This is a genomic window from Thermoanaerobaculia bacterium, assembly GCA_035593605.1.
Lineage (GTDB): Bacteria > Acidobacteriota > Thermoanaerobaculia > UBA2201 > DAOSWS01 > DAOSWS01.
On the sequence record DAOSWS010000008.1, the window covers coordinates 65,364 to 80,972 of the forward strand.

11 protein-coding genes are annotated in these 15,609 nt (G+C 54.3%); 10 read left to right on the plus strand and 1 reads right to left on the minus strand.

Features of this window, described 5'->3' with window-relative positions:
* Positions 1–13: 13 nt before the first annotated feature.
* Positions 14–5,656: a S8 family serine peptidase gene (locus PLD04_05475; GenBank protein HXK67774.1), complete on the minus strand. Its 5,643-nt coding sequence runs from the start codon at positions 5,654–5,656 to the stop codon at positions 14–16.
* Between the two features lie 249 nt (positions 5,657–5,905).
* Here PLD04_05475 and PLD04_05480 point away from each other — a divergent pair, with 249 nt between their 5' ends.
* The 10 genes from PLD04_05480 to PLD04_05525 all read left to right on the plus strand — a co-directional run bounded on the left by PLD04_05480 (position 5,906) and on the right by PLD04_05525 (position 15,547).
* Positions 5,906–6,835: an SAM-dependent methyltransferase gene (locus PLD04_05480; GenBank protein HXK67775.1), complete on the plus strand. Its 930-nt coding sequence runs from the start codon at positions 5,906–5,908 to the stop codon at positions 6,833–6,835.
* A 60-nt stretch (positions 6,836–6,895) separates the two neighbouring features.
* Entirely contained in the window at positions 6,896–7,645 is a 750-nt protein-coding gene (locus PLD04_05485) for a YIP1 family protein (protein ID HXK67776.1), read from the plus strand.
* Positions 7,642–8,850, plus strand: a complete 1,209-nt coding sequence (locus tag PLD04_05490) for an efflux RND transporter periplasmic adaptor subunit (GenBank protein HXK67777.1) — start codon at positions 7,642–7,644, stop codon at positions 8,848–8,850. The genes PLD04_05485 and PLD04_05490 overlap by 4 nt, the downstream gene beginning before the upstream one ends.
* A complete protein-coding gene (locus PLD04_05495) occupies positions 8,850–9,533 on the plus strand; it encodes an ABC transporter ATP-binding protein (GenBank protein ID HXK67778.1) in 684 nt (227 codons plus the stop codon). The genes PLD04_05490 and PLD04_05495 overlap by 1 nt, the downstream gene beginning before the upstream one ends.
* Entirely contained in the window at positions 9,530–10,747 is a 1,218-nt protein-coding gene (locus tag PLD04_05500; GenBank protein HXK67779.1) for an ABC transporter permease, read from the plus strand. The genes PLD04_05495 and PLD04_05500 overlap by 4 nt, the downstream gene beginning before the upstream one ends.
* Before the next feature lie 100 nt (positions 10,748–10,847).
* Positions 10,848–12,437 carry a hypothetical protein gene (locus tag PLD04_05505; GenBank protein ID HXK67780.1) on the plus strand — a complete coding sequence of 530 codons (1,590 nt, stop codon included), beginning with the start codon at positions 10,848–10,850 and terminating at the stop codon, positions 12,435–12,437.
* 20 nt (positions 12,438–12,457) lie between these two features.
* Positions 12,458–13,741, plus strand: a complete 1,284-nt coding sequence (locus PLD04_05510) for a radical SAM protein (protein ID HXK67781.1) — start codon at positions 12,458–12,460, stop codon at positions 13,739–13,741.
* Between the two features lie 63 nt (positions 13,742–13,804).
* Positions 13,805–14,044 carry a CDGSH iron-sulfur domain-containing protein gene (locus PLD04_05515; GenBank protein ID HXK67782.1) on the plus strand — a complete coding sequence of 80 codons (240 nt, stop codon included), beginning with the start codon at positions 13,805–13,807 and terminating at the stop codon, positions 14,042–14,044.
* Between the two features lie 14 nt (positions 14,045–14,058).
* Positions 14,059–14,658 carry a YceI family protein gene (locus PLD04_05520; protein ID HXK67783.1) on the plus strand — a complete coding sequence of 200 codons (600 nt, stop codon included), beginning with the start codon at positions 14,059–14,061 and terminating at the stop codon, positions 14,656–14,658.
* A gap of 100 nt (positions 14,659–14,758) precedes the next feature.
* Positions 14,759–15,547 carry an SDR family NAD(P)-dependent oxidoreductase gene (locus tag PLD04_05525; GenBank protein ID HXK67784.1) on the plus strand — a complete coding sequence of 263 codons (789 nt, stop codon included), beginning with the start codon at positions 14,759–14,761 and terminating at the stop codon, positions 15,545–15,547.
* The last annotated feature ends 62 nt before the right edge of the window (positions 15,548–15,609 follow it).

Here is a 15,609-nt window from a genome sequence, read left to right on the forward strand (position 1 = left end):
TCCTCCTTCCCGACTATGGGAGACAGTTCCCATGGGCGTTGCAGGAAGGCTCAAACCCGGCAGGAAGGCCGGGACAGTTCCCCGCAACACACATGAGGATATAGGCCGCATCAAGAGAGGTCACGGCGGCATTCTGGTTAACGTTGGCCCGACAGTACTCCTCGGGTGTAAAGGTAATCATGCCCACGACCTCCTGGAGGACCAGGGAGGCGTCAAGGGCGGTGACCTGGGAATTGAGGTTCACATCACCGAGGTCGGCATCACATCCACCGGCAACACAGGTCGTGCAGGTAGCACTGCCCCCTGTTGCGGTAACTTCAACACCATCCACCATCCATCCCCATGCCCAGCCTGTACACACGTAACGGAAACGAATCAGGACGTTGTTTCCCACATAGGGTGTCAGGTCGATGTTAACCAGGTGTCCTCCTCCATCGTCGGTCGTTTCAGATCGGAGGTTGGTCCAGGAGGATCCACCATTGGTTGAAATATCGGTATAGGCATCTCCGTCACCGGCATAGTCTTCAAAGCGACAGTTATACTGCAGGGTTGCCCCGGTAACGGAAGTGAGATCAATGGATGGCGTGATTAACGCCGTATTCATGGCGCTTCCACAATCATCGGAGTTGGCATCGGCTGCCTCTCCGGTGCCTCCGGTCGTATTCCCCAGACCAGAGTACCCTCCGGTATTGGCCGTGGTATCCCACGCACCACATCCACCATTGTTGATATTCTGCCAGCCGGCCGGAGGCCAGGTCTCGAACTGTTCATAGAGGAGCTGACCTCCTCCCGCCATTCCCGTCGTCTGCTGGAATGTATCGGTCCAGCTTCCCTCGTTGGTGGTGATATCGATCTGGAAATTGATCGGATCGCCGCAGGGAAAGGCCTGATCGATCGTCACTTCATACAGGACCGTATTGGTCCCCGTGGCTCCCACACCCAGATCCGGATAGGGCGAAGTGTCCACATTGACCGTGATCCCCGGAGTGGCGGAAGAGAGGACCGCGCTGACGCCCGTGACGGGATCGGTACCGCTGTTGGCGAGAGTCACGGTCAGGTAGAGGTTTTCACCGGGATCGGCAAACCCGTCTCCGTCCCCAGGACCACCGCCGGTGCAATCATCGGTGAAAGAGTGACTATCATACGAAGCTTCAGGACCACACGCCATGGGCGGATATTCGATCGTGAGGGACCAGGACTGGATCGTTCCCGTGTCGCCGCCTGCATCGTCCGCCACAAAGAGATCCCAGTCACCGAGTGCGGAAATCCCATCCACCTGGCTCAGTGGGGCTTCGGGAATGAACGATCCTGTGAAGGGCGCCGTTCCGGCTGTAATGGCCGTGGCCGCTTCGTCATCAAAGACCGTGTTCGTGTAGTTGTCTCCGCTGCTTCCATTATCGGTGGAGAGTTCCACCTGGGTACCGTTGGGGGCAACGAGGTAGATATCCAGGTCGCTGTCCCAGGTGTGGGTGATCGTAAGGGTCACGTTGACATCCACAACCGTACCGGCATCCGGAACGCTGATCGTGGAGGTTACGCCCGTCGGGTTAGAGTCGGGGATGCTGAGCGGTGTATCGGTCGAGTTGTAGATCGCTGTACTCAGGGTTCCCGCAGTGAAGGTGTAGTAGGTTCCGCTGTTGTCGTCCGAGGCAGAAATCCCATAGGTATCTACTGACGTTACGGAGAAATAGTAGTCCGTGCAGACCAGCAAACCGGGAATCGTGACAGAGTGGCTGGATACCAGAGTCGGATCCGAAGCCGTCGAAGCAGGAGGCATCGATGGATCGTAGGTAACCAGAGAGTCGGCATCCCGGTTGGTCGTCCATGTAACCGTGACTGAATTGCCGTTCACAACTGCCTGGACATTGGAAATTGTCAGAGGTGTGCAGAAGGCCGAGGCCGTATCGGTAACGACAGCAGGATTCCCCGATCCGTCATCGGCATCATTGTAGGTTCCTGTAATCGTGTCTCCATCGGTGAGCGACAGGAGACCATCGGCAGCAGGAGCACCCGCAGTGGTAGCGATCGAACCCAGGAAGACAGAAGAGGAAGTTGACTGTTCGGTGAGGGTAACCGTTTCACCACCCGCCTCCGTTGTGGAGGAGAGGGTGACATTTACCGTTTCCTGGACACCGGGATTGGTGTTGAGATCCATGTCCATTACCGTGACCGCAATCGTATCTCCGCTGCAGGTGTAGACGTCACGGTCCAGCATGATCATTCCAGCATGGCAGTTGACAGGGACCGACACAATCACATCGTCCACGTACCATCCGTCACGATTGACAATATCGTCTGCCACGAGATGAAAACGGAACTGGACCGCCGGGTTTCCTGCATAGGCGGAAAGGTCGATGGCAACCTGGGTCCATGCTGCAAGCGTTCCCGAGTAGGTAGCCACCGCAGTCCAGGATGTCCCTCCATTGGTGGTGACTTCCACATACCCGTAGTCATATCCGCTTTCGATGTCGTAGTGGTGCCAGAAGGAGAGGAGGGCGGTGCTGTATGCGGAGAAGTTAAAGACGGGGGACGTGAGGGAGACGTCGGCATAGGCGGTGTAATTACCCCCCGGAGAGTCAGTCCAGGAATGGCTGGCGGAGTGGCTGTCCGTGTCAATGATGGCCCACGGAGAATCCGCCGTCCATCCGGCGTTTCCGGACTCCACATCGTCCATGAAGAAGTCGAACATCCCAAGGGTTTCAAAGGTGTAGTACGCCCCGGAGTTATTGTCCGTAACGGTGTTCTGGGCGGCATCCGTCGAAGAGACCTCGACGAAATATGTCGTGCAGGAGAGGAGATTGGTCAGGAGAATCGAATGGTTGAGAACTAGGGCCGGCGAGCTGGCCGTATTCCCGAGCCCGGGTGTATCCCCGTAGTTCACAAGGCTCGTGGCGGGTTCGTTCGTATCCCAGGTCACGATCGCCGAGTTGTGGGTAATCGAAATAATCTGGACGTTGGAGATGATGGGACCCACGCAGTCGGCCACGGCTGTATCGGTAACGATTGCGGGAGCGCGAAGGGTCTGTGTACTGGATCCACTATCCGCGTCGTTGTAGGTCGCCGTGATCGTATCTCCGTTGGTTACCGAGAGGAGTCCGTCAGAAGCCGGGGCAACAGAAGTGGTGTTGATCATACCGGTAAAGACACCGCTGCTGGTTCCCACCTCGTTTAAGGTTAAAGTTTCTCCTGCAGGTTCGGTTGTGGAGGAGACCAGGACGTCCTGGGTGCCGGCGCCTTGAAGATCGGCGTCACTGACGGTGACCTCGATGGTGTCGGAACAGTTATAGATTTCCCGGTCCATCTGGATGATACCGGCCGAAGTCTGATTCGTCGCGTTATAGATATAGAGGGCGTAGTCCTGATCCGTCAGGTTGGCGTCTCCCGGGATCGCATCGCCGCCGAGGTTGGTGGCAATCACCCGGAGGGTGAAGGTCGCCACGACACCGGCGGGGAAATAGACACCCTCAACGTTATTGATCGTGTCTGGCGTACCCGTATTGGGAACGGACACGCCGTTCGTGAAATTGTTACCGAGGTAGACATCCGCTCCCACCGTGACCTCGAGGTCCAGATCGTTCACCAGACCGCCGGAGGGCGTCGCATTGGGATCCCCCGGAGCATCAGAATAGACCAACATGACCCGGACGGGTAGCGATGGATCGACCACGGAGAAGATAGGTTCAGGGGAGTGAGTTTGTCCCGAAGTTGTAAAAGTATATCCCTGGTCGAAATAGTATTTGAATGCGGAATCGAAGGCACGTCCCAGGTTAACCCGTCCCCATCCCTGGCGCATGTTGGGAAAGTTCAGCGTCGAACTCCCGTTGCCATCTGCGCCGCCGACCATATCATCGGCCGAACCCAGCATGACAGCCTTGTTCATGGCCGGGGAGGGCGGAGTTCCCATCTCATTGTCGTAATACTGGTAAATCAGGGCCGCTGCACCCGCCATCGACGGGCAGGAATGAGAGGTTCCCGAGGACCACGTGTAGAAGGTCTGACCGGAAGGCCAGTACCGATCGTCCGCTGTTCCCGATGCCCCGCAAACACTGGCACCGGTAAAACCGGAATACTGGGAAGCCGCACCCTGGATATGGTTTCCGGGGGCCATGGCATCGGGCTTGATGCGGCCGTCTTCGCAGGGCCCGGGAGACGTGAAGTCGGTAATGTCGTTCAGGCTGTCCGCGTTGGAATCACCGCAGCCATCCGCGATCCCATGGTCCCGTACGTTCTCGCTGGCTCCGGAGGTGATAACGTTCTTGGCTGTACCGGGGGCCCCGGTCATCCCATCTGTGGGACCATCGTTTCCAGCGGAGAAAACAACCGTATAGGCATAAAGTCCGTTGCCGGAGTTGCCATCGGCATCCCGGACGGCCAGGTCGTATTGCTGGGCGTCTATATTGTATCCGCCGTAGGTTGACGCACCCCAGGAGTTAGAGGTAATGACGGCGCCATTGGAAGCGGCTGGTGCCGTAATTTCGAACATGTCCGCCATTCCGCACCAACCACTCGACCCGAAAATCTTTGTCTGACCGCCTCGGGCTGTGGGGGCCATACCCATACCGTAGTAATAATTATTGCCGTCAAGAGCCCCGGTTCCCTTGCCGTCACCCAGTACGATGGACTGGTTGATGGTTCCGTGCCCATCCATCCCGAAGTTTCCTTCACTGCAGAGGTCAACCTGGTAAATCACCCGGCAAGAGGTTCCCAGGGCATCGTCAAAGTCGGGATGGTGGTTTCCCACCGTCGTGTCTCCGGTGTCCCAGCCGTCGTCAGCAACATCGACAATGACGGAGCTGACATCGCTCAAACCGACCGTGGAAAGCCAGGCTTCATAGCCCGGTCCATCGGGAAGAGTTCCGGTGTAGTTCCCGGCAAGGATCTGGTCCTGGATTTCGTCATGCATCTCTCTTGGGAAGATAGGTTCGATCCAGATGACGTAAGGAAGCTTGACCACACGTTCCACCATTTCCATCCGGCCGTGGGCTGTAAGATAGACGAAGGGGGAAGTGGTTACCCTGGGGGTTGTAAAGGTTACCCCTAGGCTGGTCAGATCCTGGAGAGTCTTTGAAAGTTTATTATTGTTAAGAAGGAGAATCGCTGCATCGCCTTCCTTGACATCCTTGTTCTTTCGAATATGCGATGAAACCTTGAATTCTCCTGAATAGTAACCGGCCCAGTCGACGGCTGGTATCGTCCCGAAGTTTACCGGCTTTCCTTCAGGGACCTCAACCAGGAGGGCAAAGTTGGGAATATACTGAACTATTTTTGCAACTCCTCTGGCCTTCAGGGCGGTCACCCATTCCGCTTTGATGGGCCCCTGAAAGTGGACCACGTAGAGCCCTGCCTGAGTTGCCTCAAGGATGGGAGCTCTGGAACCGATGGAGATATTGGGGGTCAATCGGATCACGTCCCAATCCTGCAAGGGCATAACCGTAGCCTGTTTCAGAAGCTGTGGGGAATTTAGCTTTCCCGTTGAATCTTCGACCAGTAAGAATGCGCCATAATCATCGATAACATTTAGCCCGAAGGTTTGAGCAATCTTTCCCTTCATGGATGAATCAAAGGGTCGTACGATGGCTCTTTCTGCGGGTACGGCCAGGGCGGTTACCGCCACCAGCAGCGCCCACAGCACCAGGGCTGCGCCTAATTTTTTCATAATTTCTCCTCCCTCGATGGGTTCACTGTCCACTATTATTTAGGAGGCGGGCCCTGTTGTCAAGGAGAAGATTCCGCTTGCCGACCCAATGCTCACTGTGGTACAAGAGATTATGCCAAAAAGAAAGCGACGTCCCGCGGATTTCTTCATGGCCTTTCTGGGAATCATGCTTTTAATCCTGTTTGTATTTGTAATCCTCATGGTGCTGGGGGTTGGCAAATAGCCAGACAAATTCCTTTTCGTACCTTCATGGAAGAGGCCCTCTATTCCCGTGAATCCGGGTATTACAGAAAGAAGCGGCACCCGGCCCAGGAGGAAGGTGACTATGTGACCGGAGCTTCCTTTCACCCGGCCCTGGCTTCCTGTGTGGCGGCATGCATACAGGAAAACCTTCCCCGATGGGAAGATCCGCGCTTCGTTGACATCGGCTGCGGTTCCGGTCAATTACTGGCAAACCTGTTACCCTGTCTTCCGAAAGAGTGGACTGCCGTGGCCATCGATCTTCACGATCCCGAATATCTTCCCGTCGGAGTAAAACATCTTCGAGATCTCAATGAGCTGCAGGAGATGCGGGGAGTGTTTTTTGCCTACGAGTTCTTTGACGCCCTGCCCTGTGATGTCCTGACCTTTCGACAGGGAGCCTGGCATGAGCTTGTGGTCGAGGAGACCGCAGAAGGTGCGAAATGGGCTGAGGGAGGCCCTGCGACGCATATTGCTCTGGAATTCCTGGAGCGATTCAGGGTCGGCGGCAGGGAAGGACAGATAGTGGAGGTATGTACAAGGGCGGAAACGATCTATGAGACCCTCGCGCGGAAACTTACATCAGGGCTCTTTCTGACCTTTGATTATGGGAAAAAGGCTCAAATCCTCTATAACCCGCAGGTGTTTCCATCCGGGACCTTGATGGCCTACCGTTCGCATCATATGGACCGAAACGTCCTGAATTCAAAGGGAGAACAGGACATCACCTATGCCGTGAATTTCACAGCCCTGGAAGAAGCGGGCGAAAGAGCCGGACTGAAGACGTTGTCCTTTACCACACTGGGCGAATTCCTGGTTCGGTTTGGGATCCAACAGGTGTATGATAATTTAACGAATCGAGAAGATCAGGCCAGGGTCCGGTCCATGATTTATGGTCCCATGGGCCAGGACATCCGGGTCCTGATTCAGATTCGTTAGACAGGACACGGGTTTGAACATTTCGCGGACTCGTGCGTACTAGGTTCCTGGGAGGTCTACATGAATAGTTTATCTGCCATTTTCAATGTAATCATTTCACCCAAACAGGCGTTCGCCGCACTGAAAGAACGGCCCTATATCCTTGTCATCATGGTACTGACGGCCCTGATCACCGGAGTTGTGACCTTCGCGATCATGTCCCACCTGGACCCAGTAACGGTCCGCACGGAGATTCGGGAACAGATCCAGGAGTTCAAATCCAAAATTGAGAGTCAGACCGGACAATCGTTAACGGACGAGAAGATCGATGAGATGGTGGACAAACGTGCCGAGGGCATGAGTAAATGGACGGTGATCTCCAGCTTTGTCGCACCTGTCACGTCTGTCATCATGTATCTGATCCTTGCTCTCATCTTCTTCCTTCTCTTCAAGCTTCTCGATACCGAGCTGAGTTATAAACAGTCCTTCTCCCTGATCCTGCACTGTTACATCCCCCACCTGATCAAGGCAATCCTTGCGGTTGTGATTGCCATGGTCAAGGGCAGTTACGGCATGATGGAGCTTCAGAATTTGGTTGCCTCCAACCCGGGCGCGCTGGTAGATCCCAAAACCCAGAAAGTCCTCCACACCCTCCTGACCTCCCTTGACCTCTTTAACGTCTGGGTGGTTGTCCTTATGATTCTCGGGTTCGGGATCGTCTCAGATAAGAAACCCTCCAGGGTCGCACCCTGGATCATCGGCCTCTGGATCCTCTGGATCGTTGTGAAGGTAGGCGCCACTGCTGTTCTTGGATCGGTGTTTGGTTCATGAAAAAAGTACTCATCATCCTGGCCGTTGTCGCGGTTATTGCCCTGATGATCTTTTTCAGTGTGAAGGGAAAGGGATCCAAGGGGAAAGAAGTCTACACGGAAGATGCAGCGCTTCGTCCCATCGCCCGGGAAGTACTGGCATCGGGAGAAATCCGCCCTCGCACCTATGTTAACCTTCAGTCTGACGTTGTCGGAAAGATCATCCGGCTTCATTTCAAGGAAGGAGACTGGGTCAAGAAGGGACAGATCCTGGTGGATATCGAAAAGGAGACCCTTCTTCGACAGAGGGATCAGATGACTGCAGCCGTCAATTCCGCGAAAGCCAACCGGGAGCGTGTTGCCGCCATGGCAGACGAAGCCCACCTCAGATACAAACGAACCCGGGAACTGATGGACGAGAAAATCGTATCTCAGGAATCCCTGGACAGTGCCTGGGCCTCCCTGAGGCAGGCGGAAGCCTCCCTGACCGCCGCAGAGCAGGATATGGAACGATCTCAATTCGCACTGGATGAGCTCAACGAACAGATCAAAAAATGTACGATCCTGGCGCCGATGAATGGCCGCGTCGTCGAATTGGACATGGAAGAGGGAGAAGTGGTAGTGGCGGGAATGAATATTCCGGGTTCGGTGATCGGAGTTGTGGCCGATATGTCGGACATTCTGGCTGAGGTTGATGTGATCGAGAGTGAAATTGCTGGGTTAAAAACAGGGATGCCGGCTACCATCGTAGTTGACGCCCTCCCTGATATCACCTTCGAGGGCGAAGTGGAAGAGATTGCCCACAGTGCGTTCAAAAAGCTCGATGTGAATTACTTCAAGGTGAAGGTCCTGCTTCATAATCCCGATGAAAATCTCAGGCCGGGAATGAGTGCCCGGGCCACGATTACCCTGGAGAAGAAAGAGGACGTCCTGTCTGTTCCCATTCAGGCCGTAGTGGAACGGAAGGATGAAAAGGTCGTGTTCACTCCGGACAACGGGAAGGCTAAAAAACTCTTAGTTACTACCGGGATCAGCGATGAACACCACATTGAAATTACGGAGGGACTGGAAGAGGGAACTTCTGTAATCACCGGACCGTCCAGAATCCTCAAGGACCTGAAAGAAGGAACCGAGATCAAGATCAAGACAAAAGAAGAGAAAGAAGAAGATCAATCGACGGAAGAAAACAAAGAAGAAGGTGCTGACGTGGAGGTCAAAGTCGACTAATGGATAAGCTCATCTTCATCGAAAACGTCACCAAAGTGTATAACCCCGATACGACACCGGTTCACGCCCTCCGGGGGATCAGTTTTTCCGTGGACCCGGGAGAATATGTGGCGATCATGGGAGCCTCGGGATCGGGGAAATCGACATTGATGAATATACTTGGGTGCCTCGATATACCGACCGAAGGTCGCTACCTCCTGGCCGACCAGGAAGTGGAAACCATGGACGATGATGATCTGGCCAAGATTCGCAACCGGGAGATTGGGTTCGTCTTCCAACAATTCAACCTCCTCCCCCGCTCCACTGCACTGTACAATGTGGAGCTTCCGCTGATCTATGCCGGCGTCAGCCGCAGAGAGCGGGACGAAAGAGCCCGCGAATCCTTGAAGGCGGTAGGGCTCGAACACAGGGTGGGTCACGCTCCGAACGAACTTTCGGGTGGAGAACAGCAGAGAGTTGCCATTGCCCGGGCACTCGTAACCAATCCGGCTCTTATTCTCGCCGACGAACCTACGGGCAACCTGGACACGGCATCTTCCTCGGAGATAATGGCAATCTTTGACCGCCTGAACGGCGAGGGGAAATCCATCGTCATGGTGACGCATGAAGAAGATATCGCCGGGCATACCCGCAGAGCCATTCGTCTAAGGGACGGGCAGATTATTGGAGATGACAGGAAATGATTGTTGTTGAGAATTTTCGAATCGCTCTGCGCGCCATCTACGCCAACAAGATGCGTTCCATTCTGACGACACTGGGGATCATCATCGGTGTAGCCGCCGTGGTGGCCGTAGTCTCTATTGTCCAGGGGATGTCATACATGATTGCGGGGCAACTGCAGGATGTCGGTGCTACCTATATGATGGTCTTTCCCAATCAGGATCCCAACGATCCCGCCGTATCCGGGAAGGACGTCAAGCTCACCCTTGACGATGCCGAGGCCATTCGCCGGGAATGCCCGGCCATCGCAGCCCTCACCCCGATAATCTGGCGATCCGGAAATGTTACAGCGGGAGGGCGAAAGTGGCAGGCCTTTGTTGTGGGAGTTAACGAGGAATATCCTGATATCGTGAACCACTTTGTCGAAACCGGGCGATTCATCACCCATCACGACATCGAGGCACGGAAGCATATTACCCTTGTGGGACAGACCGTCGTGGACGAGCTGAAGCTTGGACCCGATCCCATCGGGAAGCAGATCTCATTTTCCGACACACCCCTGACCGTCGTCGGGGTAATGGAGAAAGTCGGACAGCAATTCGGGCAGGACCAGGATTCCATCCTGATTGTTCCCTACACGACGGCCGCCATGATCTTCGGAGAAACCGCGTCGCGCCAGATGCGATTCGACATGAAGGCCGCCTCCGAGGATGTGGTGGATGTGGCCAAGGATCAGGTGATCACCACCTTACGGAAACAGCATCGGATCAAGGAAGGCCAGGGAAATGATTTCCGGATCATGCACCAGGAGGAGATTCTGAAGACGGTCACGTCGATCCTGGGAAGTGTCACCCTGGTTGTCGGAGCCGTTGTCTCCATCGCACTCCTGGTCGGCGGAATCGGAATTATGAATATCATGCTCGTTTCCGTGACCGAACGAACCCGGGAAATCGGTCTTCGAAAAGCGGTAGGAGCACGTCGAAGGGATATTCTGGTTCAATTCCTGATCGAGGCTGTCACCCTCTGCCTTGTGGGAGGTATGATCGGACTATTCCTTGGATGGGGTCTCGGTACTCTGGGTGCCAAGGCAATCCCCGGGTTTCCCCCGGCCCATGTTCCGATCTGGGCAATCTTCCTGAGTCTCGGCTTTGCCTCCGGTGTAGGTGTCCTGTTCGGCATTTATCCGGCTTACAAGGCAGCCCGGCTTAATCCGATCCAGGCCCTGCGGTACGAATAATATCCATCACCCCCCTTCCTGAGAGTGATACAATCAGGACCATGATTCCAGGTGTCCGGGACGGGTACCCTGATCGGTCAGTTTTCTCGGTGCAGGATCGATGAAAATCCCTGCAGGATTTAAACCCGTACTTCACCCCTTCCTCTTCGCCATATTTCCGGCCCTTTCCCTTCTTTCCCATAATATCGCCCTGGCGACACCGGGAGTCATAGTTAAATCGGTTGCGATCCTGCTCCCCCTGGCCTTCCTCTTCTTTTCCATTCTGACACTGGTCCTGAAGGACCGATTGAAGGCCGCGATGGCCCTGACGGCCTTCTGGTTCTTCTTTTTCTCCTTCGGGCAGGTCCTGAATATCCGATACGGTCTCCTGGCGGCGGAGGTTGAGGGGGGAATCATTCGAGCCCTTTTAGCTCTCTGGGCAGGATTGTACCTTCTCATTTTTTTCTTTATCGTCAGAAGCAGGCGAAACCTCGAGCCACTGACCCGGGTCTTTAATGTAATTGCCCTGGCAACGATCCTCGTTCCCTCCGCTCTGATCGTGAGGGGAAGGATGACCGGACATCCCGTCCAGGAAAGTCCAAAGGAGATCAGGGGAATCCAGATACCCTCCTGGTCTCTCCCCCATGAATCCACTCCTTCAATCTTTTTCATTATCCTGGACGGATTTGGGGACCCGGACTACCTCCAGGCCACCTATGATCTGGATCTGACAGCCTTCCGAAGCGAATTGGAAACCCTCGGCTTCTCCGTTGCTCCGTCCAGCCATTCCAACTATTGCCAGACGATTCTTTCCCTCACGGCAACCCTGAACTGTTCTTACCTTCAGGATATCCCCATGGGGGGAACCTGCGATCGAGAAGCATGCCTGCCATTCCTTCGGGACAGCATGGTTGTCCGTCTCGCAAAACGCGCAGGGTACGCTACAATCCAGTACGATTCCGGTTACAACGGAACGGCCGATCTCGGAGCGGAGGAGACGCTTTCCCCCATCTTGTCCTTCAGCGAGTTTGAAAACCTTCTCATCAACTTCACTCCCGTCCCCGCCATTCTCCATCACTTCGACCTCTTTACTCAGTTTGACGCACACAGGGGAAGAATTCACTTTATCCTGTCTTCCCTGCCTTCCGTTGCGGCCCGGAAAACCCCTGTCTTTGTGGTGGCGCATATCCCCGCACCCCATCCCCCCTTTGTCTTTGACGCCCGGGGCAGATCCATCGACACGGGATTAGAATTTTCCTTCGGAGACGGCAATCATTCGGACTACGGCAAAGATCCGCCCACCTACAGGAAGCTATATGCGGACCAGGTCCGATTTCTCACAGGAGCCGTAGTGAAATCCTTAGGGGCGATTATCGAGCGCTCCCCCACAGCTCCCGTCATCCTTCTTCAGGGAGACCACGGGCCCGGGTCCCAGCTGGACTGGGGAAGCGTGGAGAAGACGGCCCTACCTGAGCGGATGGGAATCCTGAATGCATGTCTTCTTCCGCCGGGATCACCACCGATCCAGTACACAGGCATCACCCCCATCAACACGATGCGTGGTGTCCTCCGGACCGCACTGGGAGCCAGCCTGCCTCCGGTCGAAGATCGAAGTTACTTCTCGACCTGGAATATTCCCTGCAATTTCCACGATGTAACGGACCGACTCCTCTCAGATACCCACCAGGAGCAACCCGGGAAGGAAGAGTAGCCCCTGGACACTAACTTCCGTTGAACTACCTCCTGATTCAACCTCCCGCCTATGACTTTTCCTGCCATGACTTCTGGCTGAAACCCCTGGGTCTCCTCAAGCTGGCCACGCTTCTTACCGGAAATGGCCACAAGATCCATTTCTTTGACTTTTTAGACCGATCCGCCCCTGACGTTTCCGAGGCCTTCAGGCAGAGCCGTCCCGATGGAAGAGGCAAATTTCCTTCGCGCATCGTTTCCAAACCTGCACAGTTCAACAATGTCCCCAGATACTTCAGGCGGTATGGAAGATCCGAAAAAGTCTTTGAGTCCTGGCTTCGCTCCATTCCTGAACCTTCTCACATCCTCCTGACCTGCGGACTTTCTTACTGGGCTCCCGGTATTGAAGAGGTGGTTTCCACACTCCGACAGGTTCTCGGTGATGTCCCGATTACCGTTGGAGGAATTCTTCCCTCACTATTTCCAGCTTACGTATCCGATCTGGGAATCGAAGGCGTGTCGATGGAGAAACTACCCGGCTGGCTCAAGGAACGGGGCCTGGCAATGGAAGCTCTGATGGATGCAGCTCCTTTCTGGTCAGGGTACGGCGCCCTTCCCTACCTCGTGACCCGTCTATCTTACGGATGCCCTTTTCACTGCTCCTATTGTGCCGTTCCCCATCTCCAGCCTGGAATCCATCGGATAAATCCACAACGTATGGCTGAAGAGATTTTTCCCTCTCTTCGACCGGAAACAAAGCATATCGTTTTCTACGATGATGCACTCCTGTTCCATGTCGATTCATTGATTGAATTCGGTAAAATTCTTTCAATCTCACATAGCCTCTCGTACCATACACCCAATGGCCTGGCCTGTCGTCTCGTGGACCCAAGCCTTGCGGTGACTCTGAAGAACCTCAATTTTAAGACTCTCATGCTCTCCCTGGAGACTATTGATCCCCATGTCCAATCGGAAACGGGAGGCAAAGTCTCGATGGACGATTGTACGCATGCCATAAGCCACCTGCGTGAAGCCGGGTTTTCTTCCCGCTCGATCCAGGTCTACCTGCTCATGGGCCATCCCTCCATTCCTCCAGATAAAGTGCGTCGAGCTCTGGATGCCATAGGAAAAATTGGCGTAATCCCGATACTGGCTGAATATTCTCCCATTCCGGGGACAATCGATGGAGACCGGATCCTGGGCCCCAATCCCATGGACCCGATGAAGACAAACAAGACCTACCATCTCCATACCTGGGCAGATTCCACCACGATCCAGGAACTGAAAGATATTCAGCTGGCGTATTCCCGATCCGTGATGCAATAAAACCCGGCCTGTTCGTGTTTGAATATAGGTCTCAATCTATAATAAAAAACAGGAGCTGAACTCATGACAGAACCTAAAATCGCAGATAAAAAGCCATCGGTAATCGATCTGGAACCCGGAACTTACTGGTGGTGCGCTTGCGGACTATCTGCCGGACAACCCTTTTGTGACGGATCGCATAAGGGAACCGGGCTGACCCCCATGAAAATTGAGGTTTCCGGATCCGCGCGACGCGCTCTGTGCAATTGCAAGCATACTCACGGAGCCCCTGATTGCGACGGCTCTCACAAAACTCTGCCCTGAAAGGAGACAAGATCATGAAACGCATATTTTCCACGTTATTTGTTGCTCTGGCCTTTCTCTCCATCCCTCTCTTTGCGTCAGACACCTATTCTCTGGATTCCGCCCATTCTTCCATTGAATTCGGAATCAAGCATATGGTGATCTCAACCGTAAAGGGTTCTTTTTCGTCTTTCGACGTTTCGGTCCAATACGACCCCAAAGAGGTTGCGAAGTCCTCTGTCGAGGTCTCAATTCAGACAGATACGATCAACACCGGGAACGAAAAGCGGGACGAGCACCTGAAGAGTCCAGATTTTTTTGACACGAAAACCTACCCGGCGATTACTTTCAAAAGTAAACGAATCGCCAAGAAGGGCGACTCCTATGAAGTTACCGGTGATTTCACCATGCATGGTGTCACGAAGGAAATCACCTTTCCCTTTACGGTTATGGGTCCCATCAAGGATCCCTGGGGAAACATGAGGTTGGGTGTGGAAGCTTACACCACACTTAACCGTCAGGAGTACGGCGTATCCTGGAACAAGACACTGGATACAGGCGGGCTGGTCGTCGGGGATGATGTCAAGGTGGAAATCCATCTTGAGCTCGTCAAAGCTCAGGAAAAGGCGTCCTGAAATAATCTGAAGCTAAGTTTGACAGCCGGCATCTGCCGGCTGTTTTCTTCTATTCCGGATCTACGGGATACAATGGAAGTGCTGTCGAGGAGGAACTTCCATGTCTTCGTTCATGAACCATTTCTGGAGAAACAAACGTATTGTGATCACCGGAGCGTCATCGGGACTCGGTATGGCAGTCACACGGGCTCTTGCTCCCTATGGGTGCCAATTCGCATTATTAAGTCGCAGGACAGAACCGATGATATCTCTGGCGAAGGAACTGGGAGGCGGAGAAGACCGTTTTTTTATCGCTTCCTGTGATGTCAGAGATTACGTTAGCGTCCAGTCCTCCATTGATACCTTTGCGGCAAAGACCGGAGGATTGGATGTAGCCTGGGTAAACAGCGGTGTTGCCGGGGAAACTTCCTGGCATCAATGGGACTGGGAACGGATCAACACCACGATCGATGTCAACATCCGGGGAGCCCTCCACACTATTCACGCAAGCCTTCACCACATGGCTCCAGCAGGGCAGGGCACGATCGTCGGGATTTCCTCCGCCGCTTCAATGCGGGGCCTGCCCGGACGGACCGTATACTCGATGAGCAAAATCGCTCTGAACTGGATCATGGATAGCCTTGCCGCAGAATTTCCCACGATCCGATTCGTCACGATCATGCCGGGCTTTATCGATACACCCATCAATCAGGATAATCCAAACCGCTTCTGGCTGATGCAGCCTGAACGCGCCGCTCTGCTCATGATCCGGGCCGCGGCAAGAGGGAAATCGGCCTATATCTATCCCTTCCGTATGAAGCTTCTTTATCATTTAATCCATTCACTTCCCACACCGGTCTATCGTCGGCTGGGAAACCGTCTGGCGGACTTCTCGAGGCCCGGCCGATAAGGGTCGAGGTTCATCATTTCGGATCTGCATCGCAGTCAGGTCATCGTTTCGATCTGACGATG

Coding starts and splice junctions, on each gene's coding strand:
- PLD04_05475 (HXK67774.1), bottom strand. CDS start 5,656: ATGAAAAAATTAGGCGCAGCCCTGGTGCTGTGGGCGCTGCTGGTGGCG.
- PLD04_05480 (HXK67775.1), top strand. CDS start 5,906: ATGGAAGAGGCCCTCTATTCCCGTGAATCCGGGTATTACAGAAAGAAG.
- PLD04_05485 (HXK67776.1), top strand. CDS start 6,896: ATGAATAGTTTATCTGCCATTTTCAATGTAATCATTTCACCCAAACAG.
- PLD04_05490 (HXK67777.1), top strand. CDS start 7,642: ATGAAAAAAGTACTCATCATCCTGGCCGTTGTCGCGGTTATTGCCCTG.
- PLD04_05495 (HXK67778.1), top strand. CDS start 8,850: ATGGATAAGCTCATCTTCATCGAAAACGTCACCAAAGTGTATAACCCC.
- PLD04_05500 (HXK67779.1), top strand. CDS start 9,530: ATGATTGTTGTTGAGAATTTTCGAATCGCTCTGCGCGCCATCTACGCC.
- PLD04_05505 (HXK67780.1), top strand. CDS start 10,848: ATGAAAATCCCTGCAGGATTTAAACCCGTACTTCACCCCTTCCTCTTC.
- PLD04_05515 (HXK67782.1), top strand. CDS start 13,805: ATGACAGAACCTAAAATCGCAGATAAAAAGCCATCGGTAATCGATCTG.
- PLD04_05520 (HXK67783.1), top strand. CDS start 14,059: ATGAAACGCATATTTTCCACGTTATTTGTTGCTCTGGCCTTTCTCTCC.
- PLD04_05525 (HXK67784.1), top strand. CDS start 14,759: ATGTCTTCGTTCATGAACCATTTCTGGAGAAACAAACGTATTGTGATC.